General features: G+C 39.5%; 20 protein-coding genes. 8 read left to right on the forward strand and 12 right to left on the reverse strand.

What is annotated here, in order from left to right; all coding sequences use genetic code 11:
• Positions 1–28: 28 nt before the first annotated feature.
• From BM073_RS06460 to BM073_RS06475, 4 genes are all read right to left on the reverse strand, one after another.
• A complete protein-coding gene (locus BM073_RS06460; RefSeq protein ID WP_091652165.1) occupies positions 29–904 on the reverse strand; it encodes an NAD kinase in 876 nt (291 codons plus the stop codon).
• Between the two features lie 276 nt (positions 905–1180).
• Complete coding sequence (locus tag BM073_RS06465; protein WP_091652168.1) at positions 1181–1846, reverse strand: CBS domain-containing protein; 666 nt, start codon at positions 1844–1846, stop codon at positions 1181–1183.
• Between the two features lie 92 nt (positions 1847–1938).
• Positions 1939–3135, reverse strand: a complete 1197-nt coding sequence (gene chrA / locus BM073_RS06470) for a chromate efflux transporter (RefSeq protein ID WP_091652170.1) — start codon at positions 3133–3135, stop codon at positions 1939–1941.
• Positions 3136–3137: 2 nt separating this feature from the next.
• Complete coding sequence (locus BM073_RS06475) at positions 3138–4115, reverse strand: isopenicillin N synthase family dioxygenase (RefSeq protein WP_091652173.1); 978 nt, start codon at positions 4113–4115, stop codon at positions 3138–3140.
• 75 nt (positions 4116–4190) lie between these two features.
• Here BM073_RS06475 and BM073_RS06480 point away from each other — a divergent pair, with 75 nt between their 5' ends.
• From BM073_RS06480 to BM073_RS06505, 6 genes are all read left to right on the forward strand, one after another.
• Entirely contained in the window at positions 4191–4961 is a 771-nt protein-coding gene (locus tag BM073_RS06480; protein ID WP_091652176.1) for a hypothetical protein, read from the forward strand.
• A gap of 38 nt (positions 4962–4999) precedes the next feature.
• A complete protein-coding gene (serS, locus tag BM073_RS06485; RefSeq protein ID WP_091652179.1) occupies positions 5000–6271 on the forward strand; it encodes a serine--tRNA ligase in 1272 nt (423 codons plus the stop codon).
• A 297-nt stretch (positions 6272–6568) separates the two neighbouring features.
• Complete coding sequence (locus BM073_RS06490; protein ID WP_091652181.1) at positions 6569–7201, forward strand: peroxiredoxin; 633 nt, start codon at positions 6569–6571, stop codon at positions 7199–7201.
• An 8-nt stretch (positions 7202–7209) separates the two neighbouring features.
• A complete protein-coding gene (locus BM073_RS06495; protein ID WP_091652184.1) occupies positions 7210–7521 on the forward strand; it encodes a thioredoxin family protein in 312 nt (103 codons plus the stop codon).
• Positions 7502–7750: a DUF6952 family protein gene (locus BM073_RS06500; RefSeq protein WP_091652186.1), complete on the forward strand. Its 249-nt coding sequence runs from the start codon at positions 7502–7504 to the stop codon at positions 7748–7750. Before BM073_RS06495 ends, BM073_RS06500 begins: the two co-directional genes overlap by 20 nt.
• A gap of 150 nt (positions 7751–7900) precedes the next feature.
• The gene (locus tag BM073_RS06505; RefSeq protein WP_091652189.1) at positions 7901–8323 is read left to right on the forward strand and encodes a nuclear transport factor 2 family protein; all 423 of its coding nucleotides are present in this window, start codon (positions 7901–7903) and stop codon (positions 8321–8323) included.
• On the opposite strand, the gene coaE is transcribed toward BM073_RS06505, so the two are convergent.
• The 7 genes from coaE to BM073_RS06540 all read right to left on the reverse strand — a co-directional run bounded on the left by coaE (position 8318) and on the right by BM073_RS06540 (position 13451).
• Positions 8318–8914: a dephospho-CoA kinase gene (coaE, locus tag BM073_RS06510; RefSeq protein ID WP_091652192.1), complete on the reverse strand. Its 597-nt coding sequence runs from the start codon at positions 8912–8914 to the stop codon at positions 8318–8320. The two genes, BM073_RS06505 and coaE, sit on opposite strands and share 6 nt — an antisense overlap.
• Positions 8904–9872 (reverse strand): YbbR-like domain-containing protein, encoded by a 969-nt coding sequence (locus BM073_RS06515; RefSeq protein ID WP_091652195.1) that lies wholly within the window; start codon positions 9870–9872, stop codon positions 8904–8906. The genes coaE and BM073_RS06515 overlap by 11 nt, the downstream gene beginning before the upstream one ends.
• Before the next feature lie 11 nt (positions 9873–9883).
• Positions 9884–10195 (reverse strand): preprotein translocase subunit YajC, encoded by a 312-nt coding sequence (gene yajC / locus BM073_RS06520; protein WP_091652198.1) that lies wholly within the window; start codon positions 10193–10195, stop codon positions 9884–9886.
• Between the two features lie 3 nt (positions 10196–10198).
• Positions 10199–10741 carry a DUF1573 domain-containing protein gene (locus BM073_RS06525; RefSeq protein WP_091652200.1) on the reverse strand — a complete coding sequence of 181 codons (543 nt, stop codon included), beginning with the start codon at positions 10739–10741 and terminating at the stop codon, positions 10199–10201.
• 1 nt (position 10742) lies between these two features.
• Positions 10743–11045: a YtxH domain-containing protein gene (locus tag BM073_RS06530; RefSeq protein WP_091652203.1), complete on the reverse strand. Its 303-nt coding sequence runs from the start codon at positions 11043–11045 to the stop codon at positions 10743–10745.
• A 7-nt stretch (positions 11046–11052) separates the two neighbouring features.
• The gene (nusB, locus tag BM073_RS06535; RefSeq protein ID WP_091652206.1) at positions 11053–12237 is read right to left on the reverse strand and encodes a transcription antitermination factor NusB; all 1185 of its coding nucleotides are present in this window, start codon (positions 12235–12237) and stop codon (positions 11053–11055) included.
• Positions 12238–12350: 113 nt separating this feature from the next.
• On the reverse strand, positions 12351–13451 hold the full coding sequence (locus BM073_RS06540) for a Glu/Leu/Phe/Val dehydrogenase dimerization domain-containing protein (protein ID WP_091652209.1): 1101 nt from the start codon (positions 13449–13451) through the stop codon (positions 12351–12353).
• A 147-nt stretch (positions 13452–13598) separates the two neighbouring features.
• Here BM073_RS06540 and BM073_RS06545 point away from each other — a divergent pair, with 147 nt between their 5' ends.
• Positions 13599–15395 carry an ABC transporter ATP-binding protein gene (locus tag BM073_RS06545; RefSeq protein WP_091652211.1) on the forward strand — a complete coding sequence of 599 codons (1797 nt, stop codon included), beginning with the start codon at positions 13599–13601 and terminating at the stop codon, positions 15393–15395.
• Positions 15396–15637: 242 nt separating this feature from the next.
• Positions 15638–15955, forward strand: a complete 318-nt coding sequence (locus BM073_RS06550) for a sll1863 family stress response protein (RefSeq protein ID WP_091652214.1) — start codon at positions 15638–15640, stop codon at positions 15953–15955.
• Between the two features lie 51 nt (positions 15956–16006).
• Here the strand turns inward: BM073_RS06550 and BM073_RS06555 are convergent, their stop codons facing one another.
• A complete protein-coding gene (locus tag BM073_RS06555) occupies positions 16007–17374 on the reverse strand; it encodes a peptidylprolyl isomerase (protein ID WP_091652218.1) in 1368 nt (455 codons plus the stop codon).
• Between the last annotated feature and the right edge of the window lie 8 nt (positions 17375–17382).

Raw genomic sequence — 17382 nt, forward strand, 5'->3', positions numbered from 1 at the left:
AAAATTGGCATTTTTTTACCTTTTAGCCTCAATTTCTCATATCAAAACCCCAATTTAATTTATACCGCAAGGTATCAAAAAAATTGTAGCTGGGTAATTTGACAAGCCGGGCACAGAATTGTTCTTTCTTTACTTTCAACTTCAAGTCTGAAGAAATGGAGGTAGATCTGGAGTCCAATGAAATCAAAAACTTCTCTGCCCTTCCTTCTATTTCGAAGGTAATCTCACTTTCATCTGAAACGATGATGGGTCTCACATTTAAATTATGAGGACTTACCGGAGTGATGACTAGATTTTTTGCCTCTGGAGAAATTAAAGGTCCCCCGCAACTCAAAGAGTACCCCGTAGAGCCGGTTGGAGTTGCCACAATAAGTCCGTCTGCCCAATAACTGTTCAGATACTTTCCGTCAATGTAAGTATGCACAGTAATCATGGAAGAAGTATCCCTTTTGTGAATGGTGAATTCGTTCAATCCGAAATTCAACCCATTGAAAAGTTTTCTTTTTGCATCCAGAGATACGAGGCTTCTGTTTTCAATTTGGTAATTATTCTCGCTTAGGTTTCTAACTGCCTCGTCAATTTTATCGGTGGATACAGTCGCCAAAAATCCTAACCTACCTGTATTCAAACCCAAAATCGGAGTTTCTACTTCTCCAACCTGACATACGGAGTCCAGCAAAGTACCATCCCCGCCAATGGAAATTAAAAAATCCATCTGGCTCATATCATCCGTACCGTCCAGCAGCCAATAATTCAGCCCGGTATTGCCGTGCATTCGAAGTTGCCTGTCAAACTGTTCCGTGACAAATATTTCGAACTGATGATTTTGTAAAGCTGTGAATAAAGCTTTGACGTCATTTAGAAATTCTATTTTGAGCGCCAAGCCGTGCAAAGCGACTTTCATCTGTTTATTTTTTATTTTTCATAGGTCACTACCTTCCCCGAAAATCGGGATGGAATCCCTGCCTGTCGCAGGCAGGTCGCATAATTCCCCGATACATCGGGGCATCCCCCAGAATGACGGCTTTGTCATGCTCGGTTTCACCTGTTTAAAATTTGAGTTTATTTGGCATAAAATCCCTCTTTAATCTGCAAAAAAGCAGGGTTTTTAATAGGTATTGAATCAAAAAAGATAAGTATTCCTTTCAGATGGGAAATACTCATTTCTTGAATTCATAGCCTAAATATCTAAAAATCTTAGCAAGTTACCGATTCTGTCTTCCTCACTACTTACTCCGGTTTCCTCCTGGTAATGGTCTAGGATCTTATAACCAAAGCGCTCCAAGGTAGCCTTGATATGTCGGAGTTCAGGCTTGTCCAGTTTCAGAGTAAGCTTAATTTTAGAATCATCCAATGGATCACTACTGATAAATGAACTCAATACTTTGGTATTTTCTGTTTCAATAATCCTACTGATTTCTGCCAAAGAATAATCCGTCATGTTCAAAGAAAGAATCAATACCGAGCCCTGGGATTGGATAGAAAGGCTATCAGCAAAAGCAGAGATTGCATCTTCCATGGTTACGACTCCCAAGTAGGTCATATCTCTATCTACCACCGCAACAATATTGGATTGATGCTCTGAGCTGGCCTTGAGTACATCGTAAATGTGCTTGTCGCTGTATACCCAACAATTTGGATTTTCAGGAACAATACCCAAGATGTCTTTATCCAAATCATTCAACTCAAAAATCATTTCATCTCGGAGAAGCCCTAAAAAATGACCTTGATCCACAACGGGTAAAACATCCGTTCGGATCTCTTCCATCCAAGCCAAAGCCTTTCTAGTCTTGTCGCTTAGCTTCAATGGAGGAATAAGGTTATTGATAAATTCGTAGGCCTGCATAAAGGAAATATAGGAAATGATTTACGGTTTTAAAACGTCTAAAGCCTTATTCTTGTTCCTTTTTGAATAGATAGACCTTTTTCGTTCTAAAATTAGGAGAGAAAATTCACTCCAATTCCTAATAAAATACCCCCCAAAATGATCATAGGGGAGGATATTTTAGTGAATTGAAGCAGGCAATAGGTTCCCAATATCATTAAAATATTAACTAGGTTAGCTTCTAATGGCTCAAAAAGTAAATAAGCTGCAGCAATCAACATCCCGCAGGATACAGCATTGATTCCTTCCAGAGCGGCTCTCACGGGTCGGTATTTTTTAAGTTGATCCCAAAATCGAATCACAAAGAAGATCATAAATATTCCAGGCAGGAATATCCCTGCAGCAGCGATTAATCCGCCAGTTAGAAAACCAACCAACCCAAACTCTTTCATGGAAAATGCCCCTACAAAAGACGAAAAAGAAAAAGTAGGTCCCGGTACTCCTTGTGAAATAGCGTATCCAGTCAGGAATTCTTCAGAACTGAGAAAGTTTTTGAAATCCACAAATTCAGTGTACAGGTAAGGCACCAATACTTGACCTCCTCCAAAAATCAAGCTCCCGTTTCGATAGAAATTCTCAAATAAGATAACAGGTTGGTATTTGGTCAAAGCACCTAGAGTTGCCGCCAAGACCAAAACCCCTCCCCATAAGTAGAAATTGGCCCATTGGATGACCAAAGGCTCATCTTTTTCATACTTGGGTTGATTTTTATATTTAATAGAGGTGCTTAGTCCTCCAGCCAAAAGAAGAACAGGAAAGACATAAGGAGAGCTGTAGAAAAATGATATGAAGGTAGAAATCAAAACCAAAACCATGGCTTCAGTGGTCTGTACCATTTTTGAAATGGTCTTTTGCGCAGCAAAAATGATAAAACCTATCGCCATGGGCTGAATGAATTTGGCGAAGTTTAAAGCCCCCGGGGTATTTTCTTCTAAAAAGTAAATCAATGCAGCTGCAGAGGTCATCAGCAGAGTAGCAGGGATTATCCAAACTAAAAGCGCTAAATAAGCGAGGTTAGGGCCTCCAACTCTGAAGCCTATTGCTGAAACCAATTGCGTAGAGGAGGGGCCAGGAAGCATATTGCATAAGGCATTGAGCTCCCAGAGTTCTTCTTCAGTGATATAGTTTCTGGTATGTACCATGCGATCAATCAGCATGGCTAAAAATGCCTGAGGCCCACCAAAGGCTGTCAAAGAAAGGGTCAGAATGTCCCTTAGAAATAGGTAGTATCTGACCCTTTTGACTGACATGATTATTTACGAAGGCCTAGTTCCCGAAGTCTCTCTTCCAAAAACTCACCAGCTGTGGCGTCTTTGAATTGCTTCGGATTTTGCTCATCTATGCAGCTTTCCAGGCAGGTCAAATCCATATCGGATCTTGGATGCATGAAGAAGGGGATAGAATACCTACTTGTGTTCATCAATTCGCGCGGTGGATTTACTACCCGGTGAATAGTTGACTTCAATTTTTTATTGGTCAATCTTTCCAGCATATCGCCGACATTGACCACCAACTGATCAGGAAGTGCAGTAATTGGAATCCATTTGCCATCCTTTCTCAAGACCTGCAAACCATCCGCACTTGCACCCATCAATAGCGTGATCAAATTGATATCTCCATGTTCCGCTGCACGTACAGCATCGGCAGGAACTTCATCGGGATTAGTGATAGGGAAATAATGAATTTGTCTCAAAATCGAATTTCCGTGAGCCACCTTTTCTTCAAAGTAATCCTCTGGTAGATCCAAGTTAAGCGCAATCGCTCTCAACATGGCTTTCCCTGCATTTTCCAAGGTTCTATAAGCCTCCAAGGCATCATTCTTAAACTCTGGAAGTTCATCCGGCCAAATGTTTTCAGGATACTCTGCTTTGATAGGATCTGAGTCTGGAATATGTGCCAGCTCTTGCCCTACATGATAAAATTCTTTTAAGTCTCCGGTGTTTCTACCTTTTGCATGCTCTTTCCCTTTTCCGGTATAACCTCTTTGAAAACCGATTTCAGGTTTTTCATATTTGGACTTCACTTCATCCGGTAATGCAAAAAATGATTTGATACTGCCGTATAATCTGTCTTGTAAATCCTGTGACAATCCATGATTTTTGATCGCCACAAAACCTATGTTTTGATATGCTTCGCCTAATTTTTTGACAAAAGCTGCTTTTTGTTCTGGTGTTCCTGAGGTAAAGTCTGCTAAATCAAGACTTGGAATCTCGTCGAATAGGATGTCCATCGTAATTTTCTGTTAGGTATGATTTCCTGAAATTTTGCCCTAAAAATAATACCTTTAGTATCAAAACCCCGCGGTATGAAAAAAAACCTGTTATGGATGCCCGTTTTGATCCTTTTTATTTGGGCTTGTAGTGAGGAAAAGAAAAAAATCAACGAGGAAGTCATGGAGGTTTCCCAGGATTCTCTTTCTCTAGACCTAAGCCAGCAGAAGGTTACCTTTTACCAATATGAGGATTCCTCAGATTATCCGGATGCTATTCTTGAGTTATACACCCCATTGGGAAATCAGGTCTTCCGGCCTGGAAAAGTACCTTTTGAATTTAATATCAAAAACTTTCCTTTTGAAGAGCAGACCGTAGAGCGCTTTTTGCTATTCAATATTCTGAATGGTGGAGATCCTGCAGGTTTCAGGACACCAATATTTCAAAGGCAATTGGAAGAAGGAAGCTATAGAGTAGTAGCTTATTTGGTAGATGAAGAGGGATTGGCCTTAAAAAATTTCGGAAATTATGTTGACAGAGATTTTCAAGTAGGAGACTCCAGACCATTTCCGTACTCAGCAGAACCCTATCTGGCAGTCAACCTGCCTAGAAATAATCAAATTGTGGATCCTGAGCATGAGTTGATTATTGACTTTTTGGTAGTAGGAGGAGATATGAAACTGGATGGGCTGAAGGTAAGAATTGAGATAGGGGAGTTTTCCTACGAAATAGATCACATGGCCCCAGTTCGGGTAGCGAATTTGCTTCCAGGAACCTATCTAGTTCAAATTTCCCTTTTGAGAAATGATGGAAAAGAGCTGGAAGGCCCTTTCTCCTCTGTTACAAAGACCATCATTGTGAGATAAGTCCTTATCTTTGCAGCTTTCTAAAGAATACCTTTTCCATGCTATTAGTAAATCATATTCGAGATAATTTCGAGGCCGTTTTAGCAGGTCTTAATAAAAGAAATTTCCCAAATGCTGAATCATTGTTGAATCAGGTGATTCAGCTGGATGATCAGCGAAAGTCCTCCCAAACTCAGAGAGACCAGATTCAGGCTGAATCGAATGCTATTTCCAAACAAATAGGCATGCTAATGAAGGAAGGAAAAAGGGATGAGGCAGAAAAGGCAAAAGCCCGTACGGCTGAGATAAAAGTTCAAATCAAAGAGTTGGATGATGAAAACTCAAGAGCTGAGGAGGATTTAAAAGCACTTTTATATACTATTCCGAATATCCCTCATACTTCCGTTCCTTCAGGGAAATCAGCTGAAGATAATGAAGTGGTCTTAGAGCATGGCAAAATCCCCAATCTATATGATGGAAAGCAACCACATTGGGAGCTGATCAAGAAGTACGATATCATTGACTTCGATCTAGGAGTAAAAATTACCGGCGCGGGTTTTCCTGTTTACAAGGGTAAAGGTGCTCGCCTACAGAGAGCTCTGATCAACTTCTTTTTGGATGAGGCCTTGAAAGCTGACTTTATGGAAGTTCAGCCGCCAATTTTAGTAAATGAGGATTCAGGATATGGTACGGGCCAGCTTCCGGATAAGGAAGGGCAAATGTATCATGCAACTGCAGATAATTTGTATTTGATTCCTACTGCCGAAGTTCCAATAACGAATTTATACAGAGATGTCATCGTATCTGAGGATCAATTACCGATTAAGAATGTTGGATATACCCCTTGTTTCCGAAGGGAAGCAGGTAGCTGGGGAGCGCATGTGAGAGGATTGAACCGTCTGCATCAATTTGATAAGGTAGAGATAGTTCAAATAACTCATCCGGATAAGTCCTATGAAGCCTTAGAAGATATGAGAAGCTACGTACAAGGATTGCTTCAAAAACTTGAACTTCCTTACAGGGTCTTAAGATTGTGTGGGGGAGATATGGGCTTTACTTCTGCTTTGACTTATGATATGGAAGTTTATTCTGCTGCTCAGGAAAGATGGCTGGAGGTGAGTTCTGTTTCAAATTTTGAAACTTACCAAACCAATCGATTAAAACTTCGCTTCAAAGGTGAGGATAAGAAAACTCAATTGGCTCATTCTCTCAACGGCTCGGCGCTTGCCTTACCGAGAATTGTTGCCGCTATCTTGGAAAACAACCAGACTGAAGAAGGAATTAAAATGCCAAAAGTTCTTCATTCGTACTTGGGTTTTGAAATGATTTAGTGTAAAAATTTACAAATACTTGAATTTAAGGCTGCTCCATAATTGAGTAGCCTTTTTTATTGTTTTTGACGATTGGCAATAGAATAATTCTATTGATCTGAATAAGTTTTGTCCGCAAAGGATTGCGAGCTTTAGAGAGTTCTATTGTATTTCGTTTTATGGAATAATATTTTATATAAAATACAATTATAGAATATAGTTCTGTCTATATAATTTTAAAAAACTTAATTCGATAGTTTATTCTTTTTATTCTGTTTGATGCTTTTTAATTTCGTGTCATCATTAAAATAAAAATACATGGCACTAGTAGGAAAAAAAGCTCCATTATTTTCTGTAGGAGCGGTAATTAACGGAGAAGAAATCATTGAAAACTTCAGCTTAGAGCAGTATCTGGGTAAGAAGAATGTTGTTCTTTTCTTCTATCCAAAAGACTTCACTTTTGTATGTCCAACTGAGCTACATGCTTTTCAAGAAAAATTAGCTGAGTTCGAAAAGAGAGATACTGTAGTAATTGGATGTTCTACCGATACAGAGGAGACTCACTTGGCTTGGATGATGACACCAAAGGCTGAAGGAGGAATTGAAGGAGTGACTTATCCTATCTTGGCAGACGCTGCTAAAACCATTGCTTTAAATTATGGGGTTTTGGCGGGAAAATATTCTTTCGATGCTGAAACCAACTTCTGGTCTTTTGAAGGAACCCCTGTAGCATACAGAGGAACTTTCTTGATTGATAAAGAAGGAGTAGTGCGTCACGAGTCAATCAATGACCTTCCTCTTGGAAGAAACATCGATGAGTACTTGAGACTTTTGGATGCTTTGCTTCACGTAGAAAAATTTGGTGAAGTATGTCCTGCCAACTGGGAGGAAGGAAAAGAAGCCATGCAGGCTACTAATGAAGGTGTAGCTAATTATTTATCCAATAATTAATCAAAACCATGATAGAACTAACTGAAGATACTCTACAAGAACTTGTAGCATCAAACGAGGAGGTAATCGTGCAGTATTCTGCTGGCTGGTGTGGAAATTGCCGAATTATGAAGCCTAAATTCAGAAGACTGGCAGGAGAAAATGCAGATAAGGTATTTGTGGTAGTTGACGCTGAGAAGTTTCCTCAATCTAGAAAGCTGGCACAAGTCAATAACTTGCCGACTTTCGCCTCATTCAAAGGAGGTCAGTTGGTCAAGCAGATTCAAACAAATAAGGAAGATCAATTAAAAGCCTTAATCAATGAAATTGCCAGTAATTAAAACCATTCAGAGAACTTGTACTCCAGAGCAGATTGAAATGGCTCTGGAAGTTTTAGAAAATGTCTCTGAAGCTCCTTCTTTGAAAGAAAATGAGGTAGATGTGATTGGAGAGCTTATTTCCAATCTCTGTGGTGCGCTGGAGGTTCATGAAATGGTAGCTTCTGGTATGTCTGAAAAAGACGCTGGAAACGCCTTTATGAAAAAGGTATTGAGCTCAATTGATCGATAATTAAGGGTCTATTGTTAATTAAAAAAGGAACTCTAATAGGGTTCCTTTTTTGTTGATATGAATTATCAAATCTTGTTCGAAAGTTTAAGCACTAAAACATTTTCCTCCCGATTAATCGTTTATTGAAAAGTTGAATCTTACTCCAAAGACATGAAGAAACTTATACTACTCTTTTTTCTTTTGAGCTTATGTGAGCTTTCATTTGCCCAAGAACAATCAGACAGAGATCTAATCACTAAAACTGTACAATTGTATTTTGACGGGATGATTGAGCGGGATAAAGAAAAGCTTGAAAAAGCATTTCTTCCTGAAGCTAGGTTGATTGGGTACAGAGGGGAAAATCTGACCATAACGGACTTCGCTACATGGGCAGAAGGTACTTCCAAAGGAGACAAAAGAAATCCTTCTGACTATAAAAATGAGATTATTTCCATCAGAGTTCAGGGAAATACTGCCTCAGTTGAAACCGAGTTGTTCTGGCCGGGAATTTATTATTATGATTTTCTAACTCTTATCTTGGTGGAAGACAATTGGAAAATCGTTCACAAAAGCTGGTGGGAAAAACCTTTATGATTGGAGCTTTTGATGAATTTCTAAGACTTGGGGAATCAGCATCTTATTCTCTGTGTTTTTGATAACAAAATCAGCTCTTTCATTTTTGTCTTCATCGGGGATTTGCTGATCAATAATCTGATTGATTTGCTCTAAGGATCGATGAGGGTCTCTCATGAGTACTCGATTTACTCGTATTTTGAGGGGTGAACTTACATTGATGACGGCATCGACTTTCTTTTCACCGCCAGTTTCAAAAATTAATGCTGCCTCTTTAAGCACATAAGGAGTACTTTGACTACTTGCCCAGATTTCAAAATCCCTTCCTACAGCTGGATGAACCAAGCTATTGATCTTTTTTACTTTTTCAGGATCTGAGAAAACGGTGGATGCTAAATACTTTCTATTTAAGTCCCCTTCTGAAGTATAGCTTTCTTCTCCGAACTCTTGGATGATTTGCTTTTTTAACCCCGAATCATGATTCATTAGAGATTTGGCTCTATCGTCTGCATAGTAAACAGGGATTCCCAATATCTCAAAAATTTTAGCCACGGTGGATTTTCCAGAACCTATTCCTCCCGTTATTCCGACAAGCTTTGGCTTAGGGCTCATACTTCAATCTTAATTGTGGAGGCTCCACTCTAACCTGATCTAGATAGGAAGGAAGCGGATTGATTTGTACGGATATAGTGGAGTCCTGTCGGTTTCTTTTGGAGTAGTCCAAAATTGCTTCAAACTCCATTTCCTTCAGCTCTTGGGTTTTTCTCTCATCCACCAAATAGTACATCATGATCAATGGATCTTCTTCTTCCAGGCTGACAGTTCTGGGAAAGTTGATTTTTTTAACCTTCAGTCTTTTATTCCCTTCTAAAAAAGCAACCAGATCCAATTTCACCTGAATGACTTCATCTTTGATGGTGATAAATTGCTGAATATTTTCACCTACTTCTAATTTGACAGTTTTTTCTAGGTCTTTGTTTAGCCTGTTTTCCTTAAGCTGAACAGGGAATTTGCCCTCAAAAAGGTCGATAATAGAGCTAGGGCCAACTACTGTCACTTGAGAAGGTTCGAAAATCGGTTTTTCCAGCAGCCTATAATTTTTTGCCAGGGAGTAGCTTAAAGAATCCAATTCAGGCTGTAGTTTGACTGTTTGAATTCTATCAATTTCATATTCAAGCGAATCTCTGACTAAAGAGACTAGCTGGGTCGGGGAAATAAATTCGGAGATTCCCCGCTTGATATCGGCAGTCAGGATGAAGTTTCTGGAAGTAGGATTACTTAATTCTATAACATAGGGATTGTTGTTGAAGTTGAAGTACTTCCTTAACAAATCCCACCCGTTACCGGATATTTCGATTTCCACGCTTTTGGGCAAAGGTCTAACTGCCATAAACTTCTCTTGATTAAAAGAGAATTCTATGGGGTAATCGACAATAGTCGTATAGTCGTCCTTATTCAGGGCGTTTAAAATCCAAAAAGTGGTAGCCGCTGCAACGCAGAGAACTACCACTTTTAGATTAGAGAGTTTTTTCGGTGAAATCCCGCTAGAGGATTTTTTAGTATCCGGCAAAATTCAATGTTTTATTTTGTTGGTTTCTTAGAGAAATCCATGGAGATAGCTGATTTTTCAACTTTGACTTTGAATCCTCTATCTAATTCAAGAATTACTACATCACCTTCAACCGAACTCACTTTACCGTGAAGTCCTCCGATTGTGACTACGTCCTCTCCTTTTTTGATTTCTTCTATAAATTTCTTGGTCTCTTTTTGTTTCTTCTGTTGAGGTCGAATCATAAAGAAATACATGATCAAAATGATCGATCCGAACAGAAAAACCTGTCCCATAATGCCTGCGCCACCGCCCGAAGCTTGCGCTAAAACTGTTGCTATCATCAATTATCTTTTTACCGGTCCTACTGGAGCTCCTGCAGCACCTGCACCAGGTGTAACAGTACCCTTCATTTGAAGACGGGTTACAGTTGGATTGGTATTAGCTTGAATAGTTACAGTTGGAGCCTGAGCACCTGACTTCGCAGTAGAGTTGAATACTACTTTCACGAAACCTTTTTCTCCTGGATTTACTGGAGTCTTAGTCCAATCAGGGCTGGTACATCCGCAAGAAGCAGTGATGTTGGAAATCACCAATGGAGCCTGTCCATTGTTGGTGAAGTTAAAGATATGCTCAATCACTTCTCCCTCTTTGATAGTACCAAAGTTGTACTCCATTTCTGCAAACTCAAATGCTCCTAGAGTGCTTGGGTCAGCAGTTTGGGTGGTTTGAGCGTTTACAGGGGTGATGGAAGAACTACCAGCTTCAAGCTGTGCGATTTTATCTTCCAATGCTTGAATTTTAGCGTCCTGATCGTTTTTCTGGCTGCAAGAAGTACCCAATGCAATCATTAGGGCTAATGCAGCTACACTCAAGAGTTTAGCTTTCATATTAGTTTTTGTCTTTGTTTATTTGGTCAATTAATTTATTCACGTCACTCAGAAGGTTTTCTGCCTTGTTTTTGGCTTCTGTGATTACTCTTTTTCCTTCTGTTTTAGCTTCGTTGAGGTGAAGTTCTTTTCCCTCTACTAATTCGTCGATCAATTCTTCCAGTTCCTTTTTATATTTTGAAAGTCTGAAAGAAAGTTTGTCTCTTGTATTTGAACCGCTATCCGGTGCGAAAAGTACACCCAATGCCGCACCTACACCGGCTCCAATGACAAATGCGATGAGTGAATTACTGTTTTTGCTCATAGTTGTATTATTTATTGTCCAAAAGTCCTCGTCCACTTTTACGAATTTTACCGCTTTCGGTTAATTCTTTCGCCATGACATCCAACAATCCGTTGACGAATTGCTTACTCTTTGGAGTACTGTATGTCTTGGAGATATCAATGTACTCATTGATGCTGACTTTGACAGGGATGCTTGGGAAGTTTTGCATTTCAGTAATCGCCATTGAAATGATGACTTTATCTGTAAATGCTAATCGATCAATATCCCAGTTTTTGGTTTTTTGACTGATTAACGCCTTATTTTCCCTGTCATTTTCAATGGTGAAGTTAAAGATATTTTGAAAAAACTCCTTATCCTCATCCCAGTTCATTGCAATTTCAGGCATTTGCCCATCAGAATCTTCTCCGAGACCTGCTGCATTTTTCAGAACCTTTGATGCCAAGCTGCGAACGACTGACTTGTTCTCTGTCCAATTAAGGTCTTTTTCAGAAAAGTAGTTCAATATTACGTCGTTTTTGAATAGAATCTTCTTCAAAAGTTCATCTGCAGCATGCAAATCTTCTTCCACGGAAGGATTACTCAACTTAATATATGCCTGGTATTCCTCAGAAGGTTTGATATAATCTCTAAACCATTCTCTGATTTCCAATTCCAAATCATCCAGATTTGCATTGTTTTTAGCTACCGCTGCGCGATAGATATCAGATTCTCGAAGGTTAGCCAGAACCCTATTGTTTGTCAGATTTAGCTCATTGGCAAATGCTACAGGATTCCCCGCCTGAAGCTTTTTTTTCTTTTCAATCTCTGTACCGGCTTGCTTGGAAAATGCCTGCAATAATTCGATTGCTAAAAGATAAAGTTGGGGTATTCTTTCTGCGGAAGCGATCATGTTTTTCAACAGAAAATCCTGATCTTTTTTATTGGAAGAATGGAAAGTATTGATTGCCTCCAATACGACCTTTTTGATTTTTGGACTTCCGTCAGAAGCTTGAAGCTGACTTTTGCTATCTACACTTTGTTCGAATAATTGGATAGCTGACTGTGCATCTCTGGAGAGGGCAGCCTTGTCCTGGACTTCCATACTATTCAAATCTGGTAGAAAGGACTCCTTGATGTAATCTTTTGCAAGGTTAAAATTGGAACCTTTGCACTGCTCATAGGCATAAAGATTTTGAAAAGCTTTGACCCTGAGGATTCTTCTGTTTAGCATAGTTTGAGAAACGAGCTGTAAATATAGACATTTTGACCGGGCTTCACCCTGCCATATGAAGACAAAAAACCACCGAAAGGTCCTTCCGGTGGTTTTTATCAAGTAATTTTTATTTAGAAAGAGAGCTTAACTCTTCCAATTGCATTGATACGCTCTTTAGCAGCTTCGATAGCAGCCTGCTGAGCAGGAATATTTTCTTTTTCAGACTTATTCAAGATGTATAAACAAGTGTCGTAGATCTTTTCTGCCTGCTTGTATACAATTTCTCTATTGTAACCGCCAAAATACTCTGCGCCAACATTGATCACACCTCCAGCATTGATTAGGAAATCTGGAGCGTAGATAATTCCTTTTTCTAAAAGGATCTGACCATGCTTGGCTTCGTCTTTCAATTGATTGTTGGCTCCACCGGCAATGACAGCACATTTCAATCTATCAATTGTATCATCATTGATAGTAGCTCCCAAAGCGCAAGGTGCGTAGATGTCCATATCCATGTCATAAATCAGATTAGGATCAATTGCTACAGCTCCTGTATCAAGGGCTACTTTCTTCAATTTATCTTCGAAAATATCGGTGATCAATACCTCAGCGCCTTCTTTGATCAAGTATTCAATCAAATATTTACCTACTTGACCTACTCCCTGAACACAGATTTTTTTACCTGACAATGAATCTGAGCCGAATGCTTTTTTCGCAGCAGCTTTCATACCCATGTAGGTTCCGTAAGCTGTTACAGGAGATGGATCACCACCACCGCCTTTGATCTCAGGAAGTCCGGTTACATGTTTAGTTTCCATGGCGATGTACTCCATGTCAGATGTCTTCATGTTGACATCTTCTGCAGTTACATATCTGCCGCCTAAACTCTGAACAAATCGACCAAACCTTCTGAGGAAGGCTTCATTTTTCAGTTTTGGATCGCCAATAATTACTGCTTTTCCTCCTCCAAGATTTAATCCGGCAAGTGCATTTTTGAAAGTCATCCCTCGGGAAAGACGCAACACATCAGTAATCGCCTCTTCTTCTGTAGCATAAGGCCACATGCGGGTACCTCCGAGCGCAGGACCCAAAGTAGTATTATGAATGCCTATCAAGGCTTTAAGGCCAGTGGCCTCGTCATGACAAACCACGAGCTGCTCGTGATCCATGCTGCTGATTTGTCCAAAGATGGATCCTTCTTTCACGGTTTGCGAAGCTTTAATCTCTAACATGTGAACTTAGCTTTTTAGAATGTGTTATATTTGGGTTGTTCCTTCTATACCAAGGCTGATACAAAATTAAATACTTTTATTAGCCTTCAAAGAATTAATCTAACTAGAATAATTAATCCAATTCCTCGATTTTAAAGTTTTTATTTGGTGAAGCCACTCTGGAGACTCAATAAGTATTTATACAAATACAAGGGCTTATTGCTTTTGGGAATACTATTTACTGTAATCTCAAATATATTCGTAATTATTCCCGCCCAACTTGTAAGACTTGCCATAGATTATGTGGTGGAAAGCGCGGTGATATTTAAGCCTTTAGACTTGGGGGGATTAGGAGATATTGCCTCTGAAAATTTTTTAAAATTTGTTCTGGTCTTTGGTGTATTGATTTTAGTTATGGCCCTTTTACGGGGTTTTTTCCTTTTTCTCATCCGACAAACTATCATCATCATGTCCAGAAGGATTGAGTATGATATGAAAAATGAGATTTTTAAAAAGTATCAAAACTTGTCTTTATCCTTCTATAGAAAAAATAGCACGGGAGACCTGATGGCTAGAATCACAGAGGATGTCAGTAGAGTCCGTATGTATTTGGGACCTGCCATCATGTATGGATTAAACCTTCTGATTCTTTTTCCATTGGTAATTTCATACATGATCATGGTCAATCCTGAATTGACACTGTATTCATTATTACCACTTCCGGTACTCTCCATAAGTATTTATTTTGTCAATAACCTGATTAATGAGCGCTCGGAAAAGATCCAAAGAAGCCTTTCTAATCTGAGCACATTTACTCAAGAAGCTTTTTCGGGAATCAGAGTGCTGAAGGCATTTGTACGTGAAAATGACAGTGTCAGAGACTTTTCGGATGCCAGTGAAGAGTACAAGGTAAAATCCATCAGGCTGACACGTGTGAATGCTTTGTTCTTTCCTTTGATCATGGCCTTGGTGGGAATCTCCACTATCATCACCGTCTACATTGGAGGCCTGCAGGTGATCAATGGGGATATAGGATATGGCGTGATTGCAGAGTTTATTCTTTATGTGAACATGCTGACTTGGCCAGTAACATCCTTGGGCTGGGTAACCAGTATCGTTCAGCGGGCTGCTGCTTCTCAAACTCGAATCAATGAATTTTTAGATGAGGAAAATAATATCATCAGTACTGAAGATGCCAAAGATGAAATACATGGAACGATAGAAATGAAGGACCTTTCATTTGTCTATCCTGACTCGGGTGTGAAAGCTTTGGATCAGGTTTCTTTTTCAATTCAATCGGGACAAACCTTGGGAATTATTGGTACTACCGGTTCCGGCAAATCTACTATTGCTAATTTATTGATGCGAATGTATGATCCTGCTAAAGGTCAGATTTTAATTGATGGCAAACCCATTGAATCCTTTGATATTTCCCACCTGAGAAAAAACATTGGCTATGTACCTCAGGATGTATTCTTGTTCTCTGATACTATAGGGAATAATATCGCTTTTGGATTGGACCATACAGAAAAGGATATAATAGAACAGGCAGCAAAAGATGCCGATGTCTACAAGAATATCGTGGACTTTCCAAAAGGTTTTGAAACCATGCTGGGAGAAAGAGGAATCACACTTTCAGGTGGTCAAAAACAAAGAGTTTCCATCGCCAGAGCTATTGCTAAAGAGCCTAAGATTTTGATTTTGGATGACTGCCTTTCAGCGGTGGATACCAAAACAGAAAATGTTATCCTCAATGCCCTAAAGAAAATTATGAAGAATAGAACTTCTGTGATTATTTCTCATCGGGTTTCTTCGGCCAAACTGGCTGACCAAATCATAGTTTTGGATGATGGTAAAATCATAGAACGTGGAAATCATCAGTCTTTGATGGAGCAAAAAGGCGTTTATGCTGAGCTTTATGAAAAGCAAACCCAAGCCGGAGAATCGGTGGATTCTGATCTTTAATATCCCTTTATTCCATTCTTTGAAATAAATTGGTTAACTTATTAACTCAATAAAAATCAGATTTTTAGCTATGAAATGCTCTTGAAATTTCAGGCACAAGGCTTGAAAACTCCATGAGTATTCCATCTGAACATTTAAAACAAATAACAGATGAAATCGAGCACGACGCAAGGGTCACACAGTGGGATCATTGTAATATGTGCGAGATTCCATGTGACCTTTGAAACATAAATTAAAAACACATGAAAACAAACAATAAAGGTATTTCGGAAATTGAAGCTACCCTTCAGGAGATCGGTCACAAAATAGAGGAATTGGTCCAAAAAGGGAAAGACGCTGGTTCAGAGGTAAAAGAAGAAATCGACAAGAAAATCAGCGAGTTGAAATCGAACAAAACTTCTTTGGAGGCTGAGTTGAAAAAGGGAAAAGAAATGCTGGAGAAGGAGTATGAGGAAAGGAAAAAGAACCTAGAACCCAAACTCAAAGAATCTAAAGGCTTTTTTAAAGAAGGATTCAAGCAAATCGGAATGGCGTTTAAGACGCTTTTTGGTAAAAAGTAGGTACTGTTATTTTACAAAAAAGGGGGCCGATGATAAATCAGCCCCCTTTTTTTATTTCTTTTCTACCAATGCGTTGCATCGATCATAGGCAGGGTCTATATCTATAAAGACGTCTTCTTTGGCAGTTACAAACCAAGTACTTAGAATTTCATCTTCTTTCTTTCTCAAGGCCGCTGCTTTCATCTTCTCGTAATCATCATTGAGGTTAGCTCTATGAGCTGGATATTTGGCTTTATAATAAAGAATTCTAACCTTGGTTCCTTCTCTAGGATCTTCAAATCGAATTGGTTTGGAAATGGATCCCACCTTCATACTGTCGATTGTGAAATACAATACAGGATCCTCTAATGTTCGAAGCGTTAATCGGTTAGAGCTTGTTCCCGGATCAGTAAAGAAACCGCCATTATCACTGGTATTTCTATCATCAGAATAGTCCTTGGCTGCTTTCGCAAATTCCAATCGACCTGCTTCAATTTCTGTCTTCAAGCTATCCAAATAGCGCTCGGTCTTTTTGATATCATCTTCCGTAGCTTGTGGAATTCGTAGAATATGTCTGGTATTATAACTCCCACCTTTATTTTCAAGAAGTTGGATCATATGAAATCCAAATTGGGTTTCTACGGGATCAGAGATTTCACCTTGTCTCAAGCTCAATGCAGTAGCCTCATATTCTGGAGCCAATTCACCTCTGCGGAAAAAACCAAGGTCTCCTCCTTGAGCGCCTGAGCCCGGATCCTCAGAATACCTTCTGGCCAAGTCAGCAAAGTCTGCTCTTCCTGCCATTATATCCTCTTTGAATTGCTTAAGCTGGTTGTAAATATTTTCTTTTACTTGAGGATTTACCTCAGGCTTCTTTACAATTTGTCCTACGGTCACTTCTGCTGAAAAGAATGGGAGGGAGTCCTGCGGTATGCTTTGGAAGAATGACCGAACTTCCGCGGGCGATACAGTCAGTCCCTGTGTGATTTTATCACGCATTCTTTGAACGGTCAACTGCTCCTTCATGACATCATAGATTTCATTCTTTAGCTGCTCAGCAGTTTTTCCATAGACTTGAAGTAGGGTGTTTTCATCTCCGCCGATTTGCTGCAATACCATATTGAATCGGTTGTCTGCCTGAAGCATTACCTCAGCTTCTGTCACGATTACGGAGTCTATTTCAGCTTTTGCAACCATCAGCTTATTGATCAAAAGCGTCTCGAAAACATCACATCTTGATGGAGGTGTCATGCCTTGCTGCGATTGTGCCACAGCTTCCAAAAAGGTCTTTTGTACATCTGATTCCAGCAAGATGTTATTATCTACTTTGGCGACAATTTTGTCCAGTACCTGCCCGGAAACTGAACTCTCCTGAGCAATAGCCTGCTGGGTAAAGAATAAGCTGAAAAGGATTAAAGTAAGTAGGTTTAGTTTATTCATGGATGATA

It is taken from the genome of Algoriphagus ornithinivorans (assembly GCF_900115305.1).
In the GTDB taxonomy this organism is placed as follows: domain Bacteria; phylum Bacteroidota; class Bacteroidia; order Cytophagales; family Cyclobacteriaceae; genus Algoriphagus; species Algoriphagus ornithinivorans.

Excerpts from the sequence above, each read along its gene's own strand:
- chrA (WP_091652170.1), bottom strand. The coding sequence starts at position 3,135 with ATGTCAGTCAAAAGGGTCAGATACTACCTATTTCTAAGGGACATTCTG.
- BM073_RS06505 (WP_091652189.1), top strand. The coding sequence starts at position 7,901 with ATGAAGAAACTTATACTACTCTTTTTTCTTTTGAGCTTATGTGAGCTT.
- BM073_RS06550 (WP_091652214.1), top strand. The coding sequence starts at position 15,638 with ATGAAAACAAACAATAAAGGTATTTCGGAAATTGAAGCTACCCTTCAG.
- nusB (WP_091652206.1), bottom strand. The coding sequence starts at position 12,237 with ATGCTAAACAGAAGAATCCTCAGGGTCAAAGCTTTTCAAAATCTTTAT.
- BM073_RS06525 (WP_091652200.1), bottom strand. The coding sequence starts at position 10,741 with ATGAAAGCTAAACTCTTGAGTGTAGCTGCATTAGCCCTAATGATTGCA.
- BM073_RS06555 (WP_091652218.1), bottom strand. The coding sequence starts at position 17,374 with ATGAATAAACTAAACCTACTTACTTTAATCCTTTTCAGCTTATTCTTT.
- BM073_RS06475 (WP_091652173.1), bottom strand. The coding sequence starts at position 4,115 with ATGGACATCCTATTCGACGAGATTCCAAGTCTTGATTTAGCAGACTTT.
- BM073_RS06460 (WP_091652165.1), bottom strand. The coding sequence starts at position 904 with ATGAAAGTCGCTTTGCACGGCTTGGCGCTCAAAATAGAATTTCTAAAT.
- BM073_RS06530 (WP_091652203.1), bottom strand. The coding sequence starts at position 11,045 with ATGAGCAAAAACAGTAATTCACTCATCGCATTTGTCATTGGAGCCGGT.
- BM073_RS06500 (WP_091652186.1), top strand. The coding sequence starts at position 7,502 with ATGAAATTGCCAGTAATTAAAACCATTCAGAGAACTTGTACTCCAGAG.
- BM073_RS06480 (WP_091652176.1), top strand. The coding sequence starts at position 4,191 with ATGAAAAAAAACCTGTTATGGATGCCCGTTTTGATCCTTTTTATTTGG.
- serS (WP_091652179.1), top strand. The coding sequence starts at position 5,000 with ATGCTATTAGTAAATCATATTCGAGATAATTTCGAGGCCGTTTTAGCA.
- yajC (WP_091652198.1), bottom strand. The coding sequence starts at position 10,195 with ATGATAGCAACAGTTTTAGCGCAAGCTTCGGGCGGTGGCGCAGGCATT.
- coaE (WP_091652192.1), bottom strand. The coding sequence starts at position 8,914 with ATGAGCCCTAAGCCAAAGCTTGTCGGAATAACGGGAGGAATAGGTTCT.
- BM073_RS06540 (WP_091652209.1), bottom strand. The coding sequence starts at position 13,451 with ATGTTAGAGATTAAAGCTTCGCAAACCGTGAAAGAAGGATCCATCTTT.
- BM073_RS06490 (WP_091652181.1), top strand. The coding sequence starts at position 6,569 with ATGGCACTAGTAGGAAAAAAAGCTCCATTATTTTCTGTAGGAGCGGTA.
- BM073_RS06495 (WP_091652184.1), top strand. The coding sequence starts at position 7,210 with ATGATAGAACTAACTGAAGATACTCTACAAGAACTTGTAGCATCAAAC.
- BM073_RS06465 (WP_091652168.1), bottom strand. The coding sequence starts at position 1,846 with ATGCAGGCCTACGAATTTATCAATAACCTTATTCCTCCATTGAAGCTA.